Below are 16735 nucleotides of genomic sequence, written 5' to 3'. Positions count from 1 at the left end.
ATGGCACCGAGCGTGCGGTCACGCGTACGGCCCGGCGGCGGGGCGGCGGCCGGGGAGAGGCGGCCCCCCGGGCGGAGCGGGCCCCGGATGTCCGTGGAGCAGCCGCTCTGGCGGGCCCTGACCGGCTACCGGGTGCTGACCATGCTCTACGCCCTCGGCCTGTTCGGCTACGACCACGACGAGTACGCCCGCCCGCTCGGTGCCGCCGCCTATCTCGCCGTACTCGCCGCCTGGACGCTGGCGACCGCGGGCCGGGTCTCCTCCGCCGAGCGCTGCACCCTGCGGTTCCTGGTCGCCGACCTGACCGTGGCGGTCGGCGGCATCCTGCTGACGCCCGTCGTCGACACCGCCGAGCGCATCGCCGCGGGCGGCCCCACCCTGCCGTCCATCTGGACGGCCGGCGCGGTGCTGGGCTTCGCCCTGAAAGGCGGCTGGCGCTGGGCCGCGGTCGCCTCCGCGGTCGTCGGCGTGGCGAACCTGGTGGAGCGCGGCACGCCCGCCCAGGACACCGTGCACAACGTCCTGCTGGTGTGGATCGCCAGTGTCGCCATCGGCTACGTCGTGGAGGTGGCCCGGGCGAGTGAGCGGACCCTCGCCCGGGCCCTGGAGGTCGACGCCGCCACCCGCGAACGGGAGCGGCTGGCCCGCGGCATCCACGACAGCGTGCTGCAGGTGCTCGCGATGGTGCAGCGGCGCGGTGCGGAGATCGGCGGGGAGGCGGCCGAGCTGGGGCGGATGGCGGGCGAGCAGGAGGTGGCGCTGCGCACCCTGGTGGCCGGCGGCCTCGTCCCCGCGGCCCGGCGCTCCGCCGCGAACGCGCCCCGGGGCGCCGCGGAGCCGTACCCGGGCCCGGAAGGCGCCCCGTCCGCGGACGGGGGAGGCGGTGGCCGCGGCGGTGGCGGTGGCCGCGGCGGTGGCGGTGGCCGCGGCGGTGGGCCGGCGGCCGGGGCCGGCCCGGATCCCGGGGTGGCGGAGGGCAGTTGCGATCTGCGCACCCTGCTCGCGGCCCGCGCGGGTTCCCGTGTCTCCTTCGCCGAGCCGGGCGCGCCCGTCCTGCTGGAGACCCGCGCGGCGGAGGAACTGGCCGCCGCCGTGGGCGCCGCCCTGGACAACGTGGACCGTCACGCGGGCGCGGAGGCGCGGGCGTGGATCCTGCTGGAGGACGAGCCGGACGAGGTGGTCGTCACCATCCGGGACGACGGCCCGGGCATCCCGGAGGGGCGGCTGGCGGACGCGGAGCGGGAGGGGCGGCTCGGTGTCGCTCTCTCCATCCGCGGCCGGCTCCGCGAGCTGGGCGGCAGCGCCGAGCTGCTGTCCCCGCCCGGACAGGGCACGGAAGTGGAACTGCGGATGCCGCGAAGCGCACGGGGGAGTGAGGACCGATGACGACGGAACCGGCACCGGTGACGGTGATGGTGGTCGACGACCACCCGATGTGGCGGGACGCGGTCGCGCGCGACCTGGCGGCGGCCGGGTACAGCGTGGTCGCCACCGCCGGGGACGGCCCGCAGGCGGTGCGGCGCGCCCGTGCGACGCGGCCCGACGTCCTGGTCCTCGACCTCAACCTGCCCGGGCTGCCGGGGGTCGAGGTCTGCCGGCAGCTCGTCGGCTCCCAGCCGGGGCTGCGGGTGCTGGTGCTCTCCGCCAGCGGCGAGCACGCGGACGTCCTGGAGGCGGTGAAGTCCGGCGCCACCGGCTATCTGCTCAAGTCCGCCGGAGCGCCGGAGCTGCTGGACGCGGTGGCCCGGACCGCCGCCGGCGATCCGGTCTTCACCCCGGGTCTGGCCGGGCTGGTACTCGGGGAGTACCGCCGGCTGGCGTCGGAACCGGAGCCGCCTTCCGGCGCCGCTCCGGACGCCCCCCGGCTGACGGACCGGGAGACGGAGGTCCTGCGGCTGGTCGCCAAGGGCCTCTCGTACAAGCAGATCGCCGAGCGGCTGGTCATCTCGCACCGCACGGTGCAGAACCACGTCCAGAACACCCTGGGCAAACTCCAGCTCCACAACCGGGTGGAGCTGGTGCGGTACGCCATCGAGCGCGGCCTCGACGACGCCTGACGGCCCGTCAGCTCACCGCCGGTCCCGGGTGCCGCCCGGGCCCGTCCCGCCATCCGGGTGAAGCCGGGGGCCGGTCTCCCGGTGAAAGTGCGAAATCTCCCGATTGCTCCCATCCCCTGTGATCTGGATCACTACTACCGTGTGCGCGTAATGGCGCGACTACGGAGAATGATCACGAAGGGAAGATCCCATGCGGGTCGGAGTACTGACCGGTGGCGGTGACTGCCCCGGACTGAACGCCGTGATCCGGGGCCTCGTCCGCAAAGGCGTCCAGGACCACGGGTACGAGTTCGTCGGGTTCCGCGACGGCTGGCGGGGCCCCCTGGAGGCCGACACGGTTCCGCTGGACGTCCCGGCGGTCCGCGGCATCCTGCCGCGCGGCGGGACCATTCTCGGCTCCTCGCGGACCAATCCGCTCAAGGCCGAGCACGGCATCCGCCGGATCAAGGAGAATCTTGCCAAGCTGGAGGTCGAGGCGCTCATCGCCATCGGCGGCGAGGACACCCTCGGGGTGGCCGCCCGGCTGGCCGACGACTACGGCGTCAACTGCGTCGGCGTGCCGAAGACGATCGACAACGATCTCTCCGCCACCGACTACACCTTCGGCTTCGACACCGCCGTCAACATCGCCACCGAGGCGATCGACCGGCTGCACACCACCGCCGAGTCCCACATGCGGGTCCTGGTGGTGGAGGTGATGGGCCGTCACGCCGGCTGGATCGCGCTGCACTCCGGGCTCGCCGGCGGCGCCAACGTCATCCTCATCCCGGAGCAGCGCTTCGACCTGGAGAAGGTGTGCGCCTGGGTCGAGTCCCGGTTCAAGATCCGTTACGCCCCGATCGTGGTCGTCTCCGAGGGCGCCATGCCCCTCGACGGCGACATGGTCCTCAAGGACGGCTCGCAGGACGCCTTCGGCCACGTCCGGCTCTCCGGCGTCGGCGAATGGCTGGCCAAGGAGATCGAGGCCCGCACCGGCCAGGAGGCGCGGACCACCGTCCTCGGCCATGTCCAGCGCGGCGGCACGCCCAGCGCGTACGACCGCTGGCTCGCCACCCGCTTCGGGCTGCACGCCATCGACGCCGTGCGCGACGGGGACTTCGGCAAGATGGTCGCCCTGCGCGGCACCGACATCGTGCGGGTCCCCATCCACGACGCGACGGCGAAGCTCAAGACCGTGAGCCCGGAACTGTACGCCGAGGCGGGCGTGTTCTTCGGCTGACACCGGGCCGGCCCCGGACGGAGCGGCGGACCGCCACCGCGGCCCGCCGCTCCGGCGCCTCCCCGGCGGGCGGCCGGCCCCCCGGACGGCTTGTAGCATCGAGGGCGTTGCCGCCGGCCGCTACCTGCTCGCACCGGGAGAATCGTGGACATCCTCGCCTTCGGCGTCCAGAACGACGAGAAGCCGATGATCGAGCGGGCCTTCGCCGGCCGGCACGGCATCCGCTGCGTGGATGTCTTCCTCAACGGGGACACCGCCCCCATCGCCGCCGACCACGAGATCGTCAGCGTCAGCGTCAACGCCCAGCTCGACGCCGGGGTGCTGCGCACCCTCGCTGCGGGCGGGACCCGGATGATCGCTCAGCGGGCCACCGGCTTCAACAACATCGACCTCGACGTGGCCGCGGAGCTCGGCATGACCGTCGCGCGGGTCTCCCACTACTCCCCGTACTCCGTGGCCGAGTTCGCCTGGACCCTGGCCATGGCCGTCAACCGGCGCGTGGTCCGGGCCGCCACCCGCACCCGCGACTTCGACTTCCGCCTCGACGGGCTGATGGGCCGTGACCTGCACGGCCGCACCGCGGGGGTGATCGGCACCGGCAAGATCGGCGAGTGTTTCGCACGGATCGCCCACGGCTTCGGGATGAGGCTGCTCGGCTGGGACATCGCGGAGAACCGCGCCTGCACCGCACTCGGCATGGAATACCGCAGGGACCTGCCCGAGCTGCTCGCCGAGGCCGACCTCGTCAGCCTCCACGTACCACTGCTGCCGGCGACCGAGCATCTGCTGGACCGGCACGGCCTGTCCGTCATGAAGGACGACGCGATCCTGGTCAACACCAGCCGCGGCGGACTCGTCGACACCGGCGCCCTCATCGGGCAGCTGAAGGCGGGCCGCTTCACGGGTGTCGGGCTGGACGTCTACGAGGCCGAGGCCGGGCTCTTCTATCTCGACAAGTCGCTTGAGGTGGTCACCGACGACACCCTCGCCCGGCTGATGACCTTCAGCAACGTCCTGGTCACCTCCCACCAGGCGTACTACACGCGCGACGCCACGGCCCAGATCATCGACACCACCGTCGCCAACATCGACGACTACCTGGCCGGCCGCGCCAGCGAGAACGTCCTGGTCCCCGGGGCCCGCGGGGCCGGCGGCGCCGGCCGGTAGGCGCGCCCGTCCGGGTGGCCCGCCGGGACCGGCGGGCTTGGCCCGCCCGTGGGGCGGCGCTGCTCCGACCGGTTGACGCCGGTGCGGGGTGCCCCGCCCGGCCGGTGAAAACGGCGATGTATCCCCGTGTCGGCCCTCTCATGACACACCGGGACACGCATGCGCCACCGCAGCCACCTCCTCGCCGTCCTCCCCGGGGCGCTCCCCTCGCCCGGCACCGCCACCCCGGCGTCCGGCACGGTGGAGGCCGCCCGGGGGCGCGCCCGGTCCGGGCGGCCCGGCGGCCCCCGGTGCGGGCCGGGCCTCCCCGTCCCGCACCTCGTGGCCGCGGGAGAGCTCCGGGCGCTCGACCGACGCCGACGACCGCACGGAACGGGTGAACGCGACGAAAGGACGGCATCGTGGACAGACGGGAACTGGTCCGGGCCCTGCGCGAAGAGCGGGTCCCGGACGCCTTCTACGACGTCCCCGGCGTGCACGACATCCCGTTCCAGTCGGACGCGTACTTCTTCCTGCGGCCCGGTCCGGACGGCTGGGCCGTCGGCCTCCGCCAGCGCTCACGCGACCAGGACGTGCGCGCGTATCTCTCCGAGGACGAGGCGTGCCGCGACCTGCTCGGCCGGCTGACCACCCTGCCCTCCCCGCCCCCGGAGGGCGGCGGGCGGACGGAGGCGATCCCGGACCGTGCGGAGGAGGGCCGGGGCGGGGCCCGGGAGGAGTCCGGCGAGGCGCTCCGCAGGCAGGGCCGCCCGGACGGGCCGCCGGCCGGCGCCTCCTGACGGCGCACCGGCACCGGCGCACGGCGGGGGCGCGCACCGCGCACGGCGCAGCGCGCCCCCGCCGCCGCGTCATCTCCGCAGCGGCAGCCTCATGACCAGCCGGGCGTCGCCGGGGCCGAAGTAGTTCTCGTGGTGGTCGAGCCGGGTGAAACCCATCGACTCGTAGAGCTCCACCGCGGCGGTGTTGGCGGGCTCGACCGTCAGCCGGACCTCGCCGACCCCCGCCGCGCGCAGCCGGCGCAGGGCCTCGGCCATCAGTTGCCGCCCGAAGCCGCGGCCTCGCGACCTCCGCTCGATGCCGAGGCCGAGGATCCAGCTGCGGCTCCTGTCGGACTGGGTGCCGACGAGGACGTATCCCACGAGCGCGTCGCCGTCGTCGAGGACCAGCAGCTGGTCCCCGTGCAGGTCGTAGAGCTGGCGCAGCACGAAGTAGGGGTAGGCGTGTTCGGCGAAGACGTCCTCGTCGAGCCGGGACAGCGGCGGCAGATCCTCCTCGGTGATCGTTCTCACCCATGGCGGCCGGCTCTCCGGGGCCAGGGACACCGCCGAGACGGCGGACAGCGGTAATCGATCTCCGGAAAGAGCAGTCATGCGCCACTTCCTGGTGAAAAGGTCAGGGACAACGCGTCATCACCCGTGCAGGTGGAACGCGGCTGGACGGCGTGCGCCTTCCGGCGGGGTGGCCGACGGCCGGCGGTCAGACCAGCATTCCGGCCCCGAACAGGACGTTCAAGGCCGGAACGGGCCAGAGGCCGCATTGCGCCGACGCGCCCCCCGTGCTCCCGCCGGGCCTGTTCCGTGCTTCCGCGAACCCCGTATGGCTTGTTCAAAGCGAAGACCGGGCCGGAGTTTCTCGCTACGCTTGGCAGATGGTTCTGAGAACGTTTGATCCCGGGCGCGGGAAATCACAAGAGCTCAATGGCGAGACCGACTGGAACGTGTTCGATTCCGACGCGTACGTCGAGCACAACTACCGCCACCTGCGCTCCGACGACGAGCAGATCATCCGCATCGTCCGGGATCACTTCCGGGACCATTTCCGGCTGCACCCGGCGGCCGGGCCCGTGCCCGGGATCGATGTCGGGTCGGGCGCCAATCTGTACCCCGCGCTCACGCTGCTCCCCTGGTGCTCGGAGGTCACGCTCTTTGAGCGGGCCGAGACCAACGTGCAGTGGCTGGAGCGTCAGATCCCCGGTTACGAGGCCAACTGGGACGCCTTCTGGGACGTCCTGCGCGAGGTGGAGCCGTACACCGGGATCGAGGATCCCCGGGCGAGGCTGCGGCTGGTGGCCCGCCCGAAGCAGGGCAACCTGTTCGATCTCCCGGAGCGGCGCTGGGGCGTCGGCACGATGTTCTTCGTGGCCGAGTCGATGACGACCTCCCACGACGAGTTCCGGGAGGGGGTGCGGCGCTTCGCGGAGTGCCTGCTTCCGGGGGCGCCGTTCGCGGCCGCCTTCATGGAGGGCTCCACGGGCTACACGGTCGGCGGAGAGGCCTTCCCGGCCTGCAGTGTGGAGGAGGAGCAGGTACGGGAGGGGCTGGCTCCCTTTTCCGGCGGCGAAATCCGGATCACCCGTATCGGTATCCCCGGAAACCGCCCCCTGCGCAAGGGTTACAAAGGAATGATCGTCGCTTGCGGGCGGCGTCGTTCCACTTAATCGTTTCGCGTGAACGCGCGCACATCGGTGAAGAGCGGCCCGCTTTCCGGTGAACACGATACGGGGGCGGGCCCGGGTGAGGGGTTGGGGGATGCAGATCAAGCCGCGCCAGCAATTGCTGGACATCTGGCGGGCCATCGCGCGCTATTCGTTCCCGGACGGGGAATGGGACTGGGGGAAATCAGGGGGGTACAGCACGGTCGCGGATGCCGAACGCCTGCTCTGCATCCTGTACCCGGCCACGGAGTTCCCCGCGTTCCGCCTGGACGATCCGGACACCACGGACCGTGACGTCCGGGAGGCCCTGCAGGCCGCGGGCAGCCGTCTGGAGATCCCGGCAAAGATCCTTTCGGCTGTCGCCGAATTCATGACCACGCACACCACCGACGACAAGAGGCCCAGCTTCGCCGGTGGCCACTACTTCGACCCCCGAAACCCGGCAGACGAACTCACCGAACAGCAAAGGCAGTTGGGGGTCGTCGACTCCTTCTCGCTGTCGATCACGCTCTCCCTGGCCACCCTCGGTTTCATCAAGGTCTATCTGAGCAAACCCCGCCGTGCCGAAGTGCAGGCACTGGCCGAGGAACTCAGAACCGCCACCGAGGCCCGGCTCACCGCCGCGATGGTGAGCCTGCTCCGCTCCTTCACGGTCAACGTGTTCGATGCCGAGGCCCCCCAGGGCCGCACCCTCAGCAGGCTCCTCGGACAGGGACGCGTCTCCGAGCGCATCGCCGCCCAGCAGTTCCAGCGCCGCTTCAAGGCACTGCGCTCCACGATCCGGGACAGCATCTCCCTCGGTGTCGAGGTCGCCGACGGCCTCGACGACGACTCCCAGCTCTTCGAGTGCGGCTGGGCCTGGAGCCTCGTGAAGGACGCCCCGCCGGTCGAGACCGAGAGCGAGATCGGGCCGCAGCCCGACGGCGTCGCCCGGCCCACGCCGTACCTCTACTTCACCGTCGTCGCCCTCGACGGCATCCAGGACCTCTTCTCCGACCGCACCCTCACCCTGGGACTGCTCAACGCCGAACAGCAGCGTCTCGCCGAGGCGCTGCGGCTCCGGTGGGAGATCACTCAGCAGTACTGGTCGGGCATCGCCCGGTTCGGGGACGGCAGCTGGCCACTGGAGGACATCCCCTGGCGCACCACCGGCCAGCGGCAGGAGTCGGAGTACTTCTCGCTCTCGGTCGCCGCCATCCTGGTCCACGACCTGGTGCGCCGCCGCGCCACCGACGACGACCTCACCCGCACCGTCGACGTCATGCAGCGGCTCGCCGAACGCGGCCGCATCACCAGCCGCATGAAGGTCGGCGACTCGGCCGTCGAGCTCCACAACCCGGGTGTGGCCATGCCCCTCCAGGGCAGTGAGGTGCTCGGCCCGCCCATGCAGTGGTCGATGCCGGACTTCTCCGCCCAGCTGCTCAAGCGGACCGTCCAGCTGTGTTCCCTGTCCCGCAGCATCTCCTCCCACGACCGGCTGCTGCGGCTGGCCGAGCGGATCTTCGACCATCTGTGGCAGCGCCGCATCCGGGGCGGGGAGACCGCGGGCCTCTGGGACAACATCCACGCCGTCTTCCCCGACTCGCCGGACCGGAACTGGGCGATGTCCTGGAGCATCACGGAGCGCGTCACCGAGTGCATGGTCGCCGCGCGCCAGCTCTACATCCAGCCGCCGATCCGCAGTTCCACGCTCACCACCCTCGCCCGCGATCTGCTCAGCGAGGCCACCCACCTGCTCGGCAACGAGCAGCTGGAACCCACCTCCACGGCCGACGGATCGCGCGGCATGGCACTGAAGGGCATCGAGGTCAAACTCGCCCGGGCCCGGCAGATCCTCGATGAACGGCCCGGCACCTCCTGCGCGCTCAGCACGGAGGCCCTCGGCGAACTCGACACCCTGGCCCTGGCCCGGCAGACGGCCTCCCGGGGAGTGTGAGCCGTGATCGTCTTCGCGGCCTCCGACAAGGGAGGCACCGGCCGCTCCGTCACCAGCGCGAATCTGGCCTACCGCCGCGCGCTGGCCGGGGACGACGTCTGCTACCTCGACTTCGACTTCGGTTCCCCCACGGCCGCCGCCGTCTTCGACGTGCCCGGCGCGCTGCGCGGCGTCGAGGCCGGCGGACTCCACTCGTACCTCCGGGGCCGGAACACCGAACCCGTGCGGATCGACGTCTGGGCCGAGACCGAGCACGAGGTGCTGCGCCACCGTCCGGCCGGCTCCGGCAACCTCGTCCTGCTGCCCGGCGACCGCAGCGGCGGCGAGTTCACCGTCGGCCGGGACGCCCTGCGCCGCTGCGTCGATCTGCTCCTGCGCCTGAACGGCGAATTCGACGTCGTCGTGGTCGACCTGAGCGCCGGCCGCAGCTACGCCGTGGACCTCGCCCTGGAGGCCACCTCCCGCCGTGAGATGCGCTCGGTCCCGGCCCGCTGGCTCGTCTACCACCGCTGGACCCGCCAGCATGTGATCGCCGCCGCCGGACTGGTCTTCGGCGGCCGGGGCATCGTCGCCGGCGGCATCGCCCGCGGGCACGACGAGGCGCGGCTCACCGGAGCCATCCGCTTCGTCCGGGCCGCGGTGCCCGACCCCGAGTCGCCGCTGTGGTCCCAGGTGCCGCCCGCCCAGTCCGCCTGGATGCGCAAGTGCGACCAGGACCTCGACGTGCTCGCCGCGGACCTCGACATCGGCTACACCCGGCTGCTCGGCTCGGTACCGCTGGAACCCGTCCTGCAGTGGCGGGAGCAGCTCATCACCGACGAGGACGTCCTCGCCAGCCGGATCGCCACCATGGAGACCCTGCAGGCCCTCGAAGAGCTCGCCGGGAAGCTCACCGACGACGCGTCGTGGGGGCAGCTGTGACGGACGCGGTCTTCCGGGAGACGACGGCCGACCACCGCACCCAGTCCGTGCCCTTCTCCCATGTCTCGCTGGAGATCGGCCACTTGTACATGGAGGACTTCGAGGCCGGCCCCGAGCGGCTGCGCGAGCACTTCAGCCAGGTGCGGCCCTGGGTGGACGCGGTCCGCGCCTCCGCCGCGAACGGCGGGCGCGCACGGCCCCGGGTCAGCACCTGCTTCCTCGTCGACGACTACTTCAGCCGCTTCTCCTCCCCCGCCGAGCTCGTCCCCCTCGTGCTGACCGAGGCCGAGCGCTGCGGGCTGACCATCGACTATCTGGCCCGTGAATCCGCCTGCGACGTGGCCGACGGCGTACGTCTCGCCGAAGCCGTCGAGCACCGGCTCGTCGAGTCGCCGCCGCCCGGCAGCGACGGCTCCCGTCCGCCGGTGAAGGAGATCGGCTGGCTCGCCAACGGCGAACGCACCCCCGGAGTGGAACGGCTGGAGGCGATGGCCAACGACCTTCCGCCCTCTTGGCAGCCACCGGCGGAGACCGCCGCCCGCCGCCACTCCGTCTTCATGGACGTCGAACTGTGGGACGACCGCGACGGCCGCCGCACCTGGTCCTGCCCGTTCCTCGCCGCCGTCTGGCAACTGGCCCGGCTGGGACTCCTCCGGCACCGCGGCGAACCCGTGCTGAAGCCCCGGGCCCGGCCGGACGGCGGCTATCCGCGGGACTGGGCCGATCTGGCGCCGCTGACCCGGCTCAACCCCGCGGCCCAGCCGTTCGCCGCCTACCGCACCTGCTCCGTGCTGCCCTCCCGCTTCCTGCCGGTCGAGCACGCGGTCCGCGTCATCCTCGGCCAGATCGAGGTGGACTCCGGGGCGCTCCGTCAGGTCGCCGAGCGCTCCGCCGGGGAGAAGGTCACGCTCCCGGACGAGATCGCCGACCGCGTCTCCCACGTCTTCTGCGCGGGGCCCTGAGATGCGGCCGCCCGGAGACAGCGGGGAGACCGTGCTGGTCTGTGGCGAGGTCCGCACCTGCCTGCTCCAGACCTTCGCGTCGTTGCCCGCGGCGGCCGCGGGCGAACTGCTCCGCATCCGGGCGGACGAGCGGGTACGGATCTCCGAGCGCCCCAATCTGCACGCCGTGTCCCCGGACGTCCTCACCGGGGTGGACTGCCGGCTGCCCACGGCCACCGGCGCCAGGGTGCGGGCCGTCGGCACGGTCGCCGCCCGCGCGGTGCTCACCGAGGGCCGGGTGCTCCAGAGCACCGCGTACTTCCGCTGCCCGGGCCGCGGCGCGGAGCCGCGCCGCCCCTGGGGGCACTACCTCGTCCGGCCCGGTGTGGTGGAGCCCCTGGGCCGGCTGCCGGCGCGGGCCGTCGCCGACGGCGTACTGGCCGACCGCCGGCTGCCCGGCGAGCTCGACCTGGGGGCGATCTCCGAACGGCTCCTGGGCGATCTGCTGCGGCACCCGCTCCTGGACCAGCGGCCGCCCTTCAAGTCCCGGCGCACCAGGCTGCGCTGGGCGGCGTTACGGGCCCGGGACGGCGACGGACCGTCGATCGAGCGCTTCACCCTCGCCGAGGACGGGCTGCGGACCGTGGAACTGCGGCTGCCGGAGCGCACCGAACCGGCCGCCTGCGCGGGACTCTGCGAGGACCTGGCCCTGCACGACTGGCTGCTCACGACCCTCGTACGGATGGTCGAGCGCAGCCGGCTCGGATCGGTGGACGGGCACGAGGCCGTGATGGCGCTCCGCCCGGCCGTGGACCATCTGTTGCACCTGTGGATGCCGAGAGCACGAGTGGACACGACCCTGGGCCCGCTGTGGGAGGTGCTTGAGCGGGAGCCCGGATTCACCCGGCAGTGGCGGACGCTGGTCCAGCGCATCAGGGATCAGCTCGCCCTGCAGGCCATTCCGTTGCTGCGCGAAGCCCTGACGGCACGCTGACGGGGGTGCGGGCACGCGCGGACCCGACCGGGGGAGTTGGACGACAGATGCACGCATCGACGAGAACACCGGGAGCACCGGCCGCTGCGGCCGCCCTGGGCCCGCCGCAGCAGGCCGGCATTCCGCCGTTCCTGCTGAAGACTCTGATCACCGCGTTGATCGGCGGTTTCACCTACGCCCTGACCAACGCCGTCGAGCAACCTGAGGTCTGGAAGCTGACGGTCTCCGTCTTCGTCGCCGGAGCAGCCATGATCGTTCAGTACATGGTGGACTTCGAGCGCCGGCTCGGTGCCGTGGAGTACAGCCTCACCCGCCACAACGCCGAGATGAAGGAGCTGGTCGCCGAGGGCTTCGCCAAGATCAACCACGCCACCGAGCTGTTCGGCCTGGTCGAGGGCTCGGCCCTGCGGGCGGACGGGGTGACCCGGCTGGTGCGCAACGCCACGATCGTCGGCTCCGAAGGGCCCGACATCCTGAAGGCGTTCGCCCAGGCCGAGGTCACCCGCCTGGGCACCCTGATGGCCAACCTCCACCAGAAGCACGCCGACTACGACGGGGAGGACCACGACTGGATCGTGACACTCACCCACTGCGCCTCCGGCACCATCGACGCCACCAGCACCTCCGTGGACCACGACTTCTGGCCCACCGAGCTGGGACAACGCTATCTGCGGGCCCAGCGCGACGCGATCCACGAGCACGGGGTGAGCATCCGGCGGCTGTTCATCGTCAACACACCGCAGGAGATCGACGAGGAACTGCTGCAAGTCGTGGAGCACCAGAAGGGCCTGGGTATCGAGGTGCGCGTCCTCGCCCTGTCGGAGCTCCCGCCGACCGCGGGGATCGACACCACCAACGACTTCATCGTCTTCGACCACTCCCTGTCCTACGAGGTCGAACCGGACCTGCGCGGGATGAACGCCAAGACCACCCTCGACCTGCGCGAGGACCGGGTGGCCCGGCGCATCAAGCGGTTCGAGGAGCTGTGGAAGGCCGGGGAGGAGGAACCGGAGCCGGAGGAGTAGCCGGGCCCCGGCCGCCCCCGCCCCCGTCCCCGGGACGCGGGGGCGACCGCGTGACCGCGGTGGGCGCGGGGGGCGCCGTTCGTGCGGCGGACGGCTCCGCCCGCCGCGGCCGCTCACCGGTCGGGACCGCGGCCACCGCGGTGCCCGTGACCGGCGTCCGCGGTCAGCCGGCGCGCCGGCGCCGGACTGCGAGCCCCGGCGTGCCGCGGCGACCGGGGCTCCCACCGCTGCGGGCGCGCCGCGACCGCCTATACGTCCGCAGGGCTGCCCGGCCGCCTCCGCACGGCCGCCAGCAGACTTCCGACCACGGACCTCCCGTCGAGGGTCAGCACCGACTCCGGGTGGAACTGCACCCCCGCGAAGCCGGGACCGCGCAGCGCGTGGACATCGCCGGTGACCGGATCGCGGCTCAGCTCCACGCGGCGCCGGGCCAGGTCCCGTGCCTCCGCCGCCCCGCAGCGCGCGGTGAAGGTGTTGTAGAAGCCGACGGTCTCCGCGCGGCCGAAGAAGTCGATCCGCTCCTGCGCGCCCTGGTACGGCACGGCCTTCCGCACGATCTCCAGGCCCAGTTCGGCGGCGAGCAGTTCATGGCCGAGGCAGACGCCCAGCAGCCCGTGCCGGTGGTCCCGCACCAGGCCGGCGGCCAGGGCGCGCAGAAAGCGCATCCTGGGATCGGCCGCGTCGGTCGGGTCGCCCGGGCCGGGGCCGAGGACCACCGGGCCGCGGTGGGCGAGCGCCGCCTCGCGCAGTCCCGGCTCGTCGTGGCGCCGGACGGTCACCGCGAGACCGGTGGAGCGCAGCAGGTGCGCCAGCATGGCGGTGAAGGTGTCCTCGCCGTCGACGACCAGGGCGTGTTGTCCGGCGAGGGCGGGGCCGGGCGGGGCGGCGGGTGCCGCCGGGTCCTCCGCCGTCCGCATCCGCAGCCAGAACGGCGCCAGGGAGGCGCGCCGGGCGTCGAGCGCGGCCCGCACCCGCGGATCGTCCGCGAGCCGGGGCGGCGCGGACCCGCCCGGGCCGCCCGGCTCACCTGGCCCGTCCGGGCCGCCGGGGGCCGGGCGCACGCCCAGCGCGGCGAGGACGCCGGCCGCCTTGGCGTGCGTCTCGGCGACCTCACCGCGCGGGTCGGAGCCGCGGACCAGGGTGGCGCCGACCGGCACCCGCAGCCGGCCGTCCGGGGCGATGTCGGCGGTCCGGATGAGGATGGGGGAGTCGAGGGTCTGCGCGCCGCCCGCGTCCCGTCCGAGGAGCGCGAGCGCGCCGGCGTAGTAGCCGCGCCCGCGGCCGTCCGGGTCGTGCGGGCTGACGGGTTCGTGCCGTTCGATGACGCGGCAGGCGTTCTGCACCGGGGAGCCGGTGACCGTCGCCGCGAACATGGTCTCCCGCAGCACCTCCCGGACGTCCCGGGAGCTGCGGCCGCGCAACTCGTACTCGGTGTGCGCGAGATGCGCCATCTCCTTCAGCCGCGGCCCGATGACGGCGCCGCCCCGGTCGCCGACGGTGCACATCATCTTGAGCTCCTCGTCCACGACCATGGACAGTTCCTCCACCTCCTTGCGGTCGTGCAGGAAGTCCAGCAGGCTCTCGGGGCCGGGGCCGCCGGGCGGGTAGCGGTAGGTGCCGCTGATGGGGTTCATCACGACCGTCCCGCCGGACATCCGCACATGGACCTCCGGGCTCGCGCCGATCAGGGTGCGCTCACCGGTGTGCACGGCGTACGTCCAGTAGGCGCCGCGTTCCCCGGCGAGCAGCCGCCGGAAGAGGGCGAGGGCGTCGGCCGGGCCGAAGCCGGGGATCTCACCGCGGAAGGTGCGGCGGATGACGAAGTTGGCGCCCTCGCCGCGGCCGATCTCGTCCCGGACGACGCGCTCCACGATCTCCGCGTAGGCGTCGTCGGTCACGTCGAAGGCCCCGTTCTCCACCCGCACCGGATGCCGCGGCAGGGCGTCCAGCAGGGCGGCGAGCGGCAGTTCGAGGGCCTGCTCGGGGCGGAGGACGGCCAGCGGCGTCCCGTCGTCCCGCACGTCGAAGCCGCGTTCGCGGATCTGGCGGAAGGGAATGAGGGCGAGGGCGTCGGTGACGGGGCTTCCGTCCCCGGCGGGCCCCACGCCGAGCGGGATGTCGGCCAGCCGCTCGACGTGCTGGACGGGGCCGGTGAGGACCTCGACCACGTCCTCGTCCCGTCCCGGTGTGCGGCGGCGCAGCAGTGCGAAGGGCGGAGCGCCCGGGCTCAGCAGGCGCGCCACGACGGCTGCGGGAGACTCCAGGAAGCCGGCGAGGTCCGGAGTGGCGGGGGAGGGGCCGGGGGAAGCGGGGGGAAGGGCGGAGGCGGGGGTGCGGGCGGCGCGGGGTGATCGTTCCATGGCGGGCGGTCCTTCCGTGGGCTGCGGAGGGACGGCCGTCCGTGAAACGCCGAAGGCCGCCCCGGGGGCGGCCTTCGCGGTGAGAGGTTCAGTGGGTGCGCGCGAGGAGGTGGGCCGCCGTCTCAGCGGGCCACCACCAGTTCTGGTTCGAAGGCGCGAACATGCCGGCCACCCTACCCGAACGGCACCGGGAACACTGCTCCGTTCCGGCCACGTGCGCGAGGGCCCGGCGAGTGCGCGACGGCCTCTCCGGCGGTCATGCGAGGGAATCACATGGGGGTCGCATAGCATCGTGTCATGAGCGAGAAGGCGCCGAAGAAGCCCGTTTCCGTGACCCTGGATCCCGAACTTCTGCACGCGGTGCAGGATCTGGTGGCCAGTGGCCAGACGTCCTCGGTCTCCGCCTGGCTCAACGAAACCGCGCGTTACCGCATAGAGCGTGACCGGCAAGCGGCAAGAGTCCGGGCCTATGCGGAGGAGAATCTTCTCGGAGGCGCCCGCCTCAGCGACGAGGAACTCGCCGAGGCCGAGGGCATGATCGCGGCCAGCATCGCCCGCACCGAGGCTCGGCGCTCAGCCGGGGGCGCGGGTGCCGCATGAGCAAGGGCATCATTTTCGACCACCACGCCCTGACCGCCGCGGGCTCCGGCAACCGGCTTCTCTCGGCTTACATCGTCCGGGCGCACAGCCGCCCCGACTACACCATCGCGGCCCCCGCGATGTGTGTCGCGGAAGCCGTCCGGCACCGTGCCGGCGTCTCCCCGCACCTCGCGCAGTTCCCCGGGGTGGACGTCCACACCCTTGACCGGATCACGGCCGACGCCTGTGGCCGGCTGGCCCAGGCGCTCTGGCCCGCCGATGGCTGGCCGGCGGTTCACGCCGCCATGCTCGCCACCACCACCGGGTGGGAGATCGCGACGACGCGGCCCGGCACCTACAAGGGGTTCGGTGTGGCGGTCATGCCGGTCGCGGAGTAGCCGGAAGTGCTGCGTGCGGTTCCCGGGCGCGGAGCCGTACGCGGATCGCGTCCGGGATCACCCGCCTGACACCGGGTGATCCCGGACGTTCACCGCCGGACCGGGGCCGTGGGGTCGCCGCCGGCCGGGCCCGGCTCCTAACGGAAGGGGATGGTCAGGACCGAGCCGGTGCCCACCTGGAGCGTGGACGGGGCGTTGCCGATGGCGCTCCAGACCTCGGCGCGGACGGTCCCTCCCCGGAGGTCGCCCAGGGTGCCGGAGGAGGAGAGCGGTCCGGTGCGGGCGGGGGTGTAGTCCTCGTAGCCGGGGAGGGGGTCGGTGGCGAAGTAGCGGTACGTCTCGACGCGGTCGAAGGAGCCGTCGCCGGTCAGGTCGTAGGAGATCCGGACCTGCTGGCCGAGGCCGACGTACACACCGGCGTCGACCTTGAGGCGGAAGTCGGTGGAGGCGCCGCCGCCCTTCAGCGTGCCGTTGACGTTGCGCACCTCGTAGACCAGCGGCTTGTGCGGGATGCCGTCGTAGTTGGCCCCCTCGGCGGAGGCGAGGGTGTCGGTGGCCGGGGCCGTGGCCGCGGTGGTGGCGAGGACTCCGCCCGGACGCAGATGGAAGGTGTCACCGGTCACCGGCGAGGGGGAGGGGTCCGTCGGGGTGGGCACGGGGTCGGTGGGCGTGGGCTCGGGGTCCGTCGGGGTGGGGTCCGGGTC

16 protein-coding genes and 1 pseudogene are annotated in these 16735 nt (G+C 72.9%); 13 read left to right on the top strand and 4 right to left on the bottom strand.

Translation table 11 applies throughout. From position 1 onward, the window contains the following. Positions 1 to 87 precede the first annotated feature (87 nt). The 5 genes from macS to KBZ10_RS11180 all read left to right on the top strand — a co-directional run bounded on the left by macS (position 88) and on the right by KBZ10_RS11180 (position 5222). A complete protein-coding gene (gene macS / locus KBZ10_RS11200; RefSeq protein WP_210987415.1) occupies positions 88 to 1386 on the top strand; it encodes a MacS family sensor histidine kinase in 1299 nt (432 codons plus the stop codon). Beyond that, positions 1383 to 2057 (top strand): response regulator transcription factor, encoded by a 675-nt coding sequence (locus KBZ10_RS11195; RefSeq protein WP_210987414.1) that lies wholly within the window; start codon positions 1383 to 1385, stop codon positions 2055 to 2057. Before macS ends, KBZ10_RS11195 begins: the two co-directional genes overlap by 4 nt. A 190-nt stretch (positions 2058 to 2247) precedes the next feature. Then, the gene (locus tag KBZ10_RS11190) at positions 2248 to 3276 is read left to right on the top strand and encodes a 6-phosphofructokinase (protein WP_210987413.1); all 1029 of its coding nucleotides are present in this window, start codon (positions 2248 to 2250) and stop codon (positions 3274 to 3276) included. Between the two features lie 144 nt (positions 3277 to 3420). After that, positions 3421 to 4443, top strand: a complete 1023-nt coding sequence (locus tag KBZ10_RS11185; protein WP_210987412.1) for a 2-hydroxyacid dehydrogenase — start codon at positions 3421 to 3423, stop codon at positions 4441 to 4443. Positions 4444 to 4844: 401 nt separating this feature from the next. After that, entirely contained in the window at positions 4845 to 5222 is a 378-nt protein-coding gene (locus tag KBZ10_RS11180) for a hypothetical protein (protein WP_210987411.1), read from the top strand. Between the two features lie 69 nt (positions 5223 to 5291). On the opposite strand, the gene KBZ10_RS11175 is transcribed toward KBZ10_RS11180, so the two are convergent. Further along, complete coding sequence (locus tag KBZ10_RS11175; protein WP_210987410.1) at positions 5292 to 5813, bottom strand: GNAT family N-acetyltransferase; 522 nt, start codon at positions 5811 to 5813, stop codon at positions 5292 to 5294. 278 nt (positions 5814 to 6091) lie between these two features. Between KBZ10_RS11175 and KBZ10_RS11170 the strand changes: the two genes are divergently transcribed. The 6 genes from KBZ10_RS11170 to KBZ10_RS11145 all read left to right on the top strand — a co-directional run bounded on the left by KBZ10_RS11170 (position 6092) and on the right by KBZ10_RS11145 (position 12694). Continuing rightward, entirely contained in the window at positions 6092 to 6880 is a 789-nt protein-coding gene (locus KBZ10_RS11170; RefSeq protein WP_210987409.1) for an SCO2525 family SAM-dependent methyltransferase, read from the top strand. A 91-nt stretch (positions 6881 to 6971) separates the two neighbouring features. Beyond that, positions 6972 to 8813: an SCO2524 family protein gene (locus KBZ10_RS11165; protein WP_210987408.1), complete on the top strand. Its 1842-nt coding sequence runs from the start codon at positions 6972 to 6974 to the stop codon at positions 8811 to 8813. 3 nt (positions 8814 to 8816) lie between these two features. Beyond that, positions 8817 to 9734, top strand: coding sequence for an SCO2523 family variant P-loop protein (locus KBZ10_RS11160; protein ID WP_210987407.1), 918 nt, complete (start codon positions 8817 to 8819; stop codon positions 9732 to 9734). Continuing rightward, positions 9731 to 10696 carry an SCO2522 family protein gene (locus KBZ10_RS11155; RefSeq protein WP_210987406.1) on the top strand — a complete coding sequence of 322 codons (966 nt, stop codon included), beginning with the start codon at positions 9731 to 9733 and terminating at the stop codon, positions 10694 to 10696. Before KBZ10_RS11160 ends, KBZ10_RS11155 begins: the two co-directional genes overlap by 4 nt. 1 nt (position 10697) lies before the next feature. Beyond that, positions 10698 to 11669 carry an SCO2521 family protein gene (locus KBZ10_RS11150; protein WP_210987405.1) on the top strand — a complete coding sequence of 324 codons (972 nt, stop codon included), beginning with the start codon at positions 10698 to 10700 and terminating at the stop codon, positions 11667 to 11669. A gap of 47 nt (positions 11670 to 11716) precedes the next feature. Further along, positions 11717 to 12694 (top strand): DUF6879 family protein, encoded by a 978-nt coding sequence (locus tag KBZ10_RS11145; protein WP_210987404.1) that lies wholly within the window; start codon positions 11717 to 11719, stop codon positions 12692 to 12694. 248 nt (positions 12695 to 12942) lie between these two features. On the opposite strand, the gene KBZ10_RS11140 is transcribed toward KBZ10_RS11145, so the two are convergent. Both KBZ10_RS11140 and KBZ10_RS30520 read right to left on the bottom strand, forming a co-directional pair. After that, on the bottom strand, positions 12943 to 15054 hold the full coding sequence (locus tag KBZ10_RS11140; protein WP_210987403.1) for an anthranilate synthase family protein: 2112 nt from the start codon (positions 15052 to 15054) through the stop codon (positions 12943 to 12945). 88 nt (positions 15055 to 15142) lie between these two features. After that, positions 15143 to 15217 carry a trp operon leader peptide gene (locus KBZ10_RS30520; RefSeq protein ID WP_374223336.1) on the bottom strand — a complete coding sequence of 25 codons (75 nt, stop codon included), beginning with the start codon at positions 15215 to 15217 and terminating at the stop codon, positions 15143 to 15145. A gap of 134 nt (positions 15218 to 15351) precedes the next feature. On the opposite strand from KBZ10_RS30520, the gene KBZ10_RS11130 reads away from it, so the two are divergent. Together KBZ10_RS11130 and KBZ10_RS11125 are read left to right on the top strand one after the other, a co-directional pair. Next, positions 15352 to 15654 carry a hypothetical protein gene (locus KBZ10_RS11130; RefSeq protein ID WP_210987401.1) on the top strand — a complete coding sequence of 101 codons (303 nt, stop codon included), beginning with the start codon at positions 15352 to 15354 and terminating at the stop codon, positions 15652 to 15654. Next, the gene (locus KBZ10_RS11125; RefSeq protein WP_210987400.1) at positions 15651 to 16031 is read left to right on the top strand and encodes a hypothetical protein; all 381 of its coding nucleotides are present in this window, start codon (positions 15651 to 15653) and stop codon (positions 16029 to 16031) included. Before KBZ10_RS11130 ends, KBZ10_RS11125 begins: the two co-directional genes overlap by 4 nt. Before the next feature lie 137 nt (positions 16032 to 16168). Here KBZ10_RS11125 and KBZ10_RS11120 read toward each other — a convergent pair. Then, positions 16169 to 16735: pseudogene (locus KBZ10_RS11120) on the bottom strand (glycoside hydrolase); the annotation flags it as partial.

It is taken from the genome of Streptomyces sp. F63, assembly GCF_018070345.1.
Lineage (GTDB): Bacteria > Actinomycetota > Actinomycetes > Streptomycetales > Streptomycetaceae > Streptomyces.
This window is presented reverse-complemented; position numbering and strand designations above follow the sequence as displayed.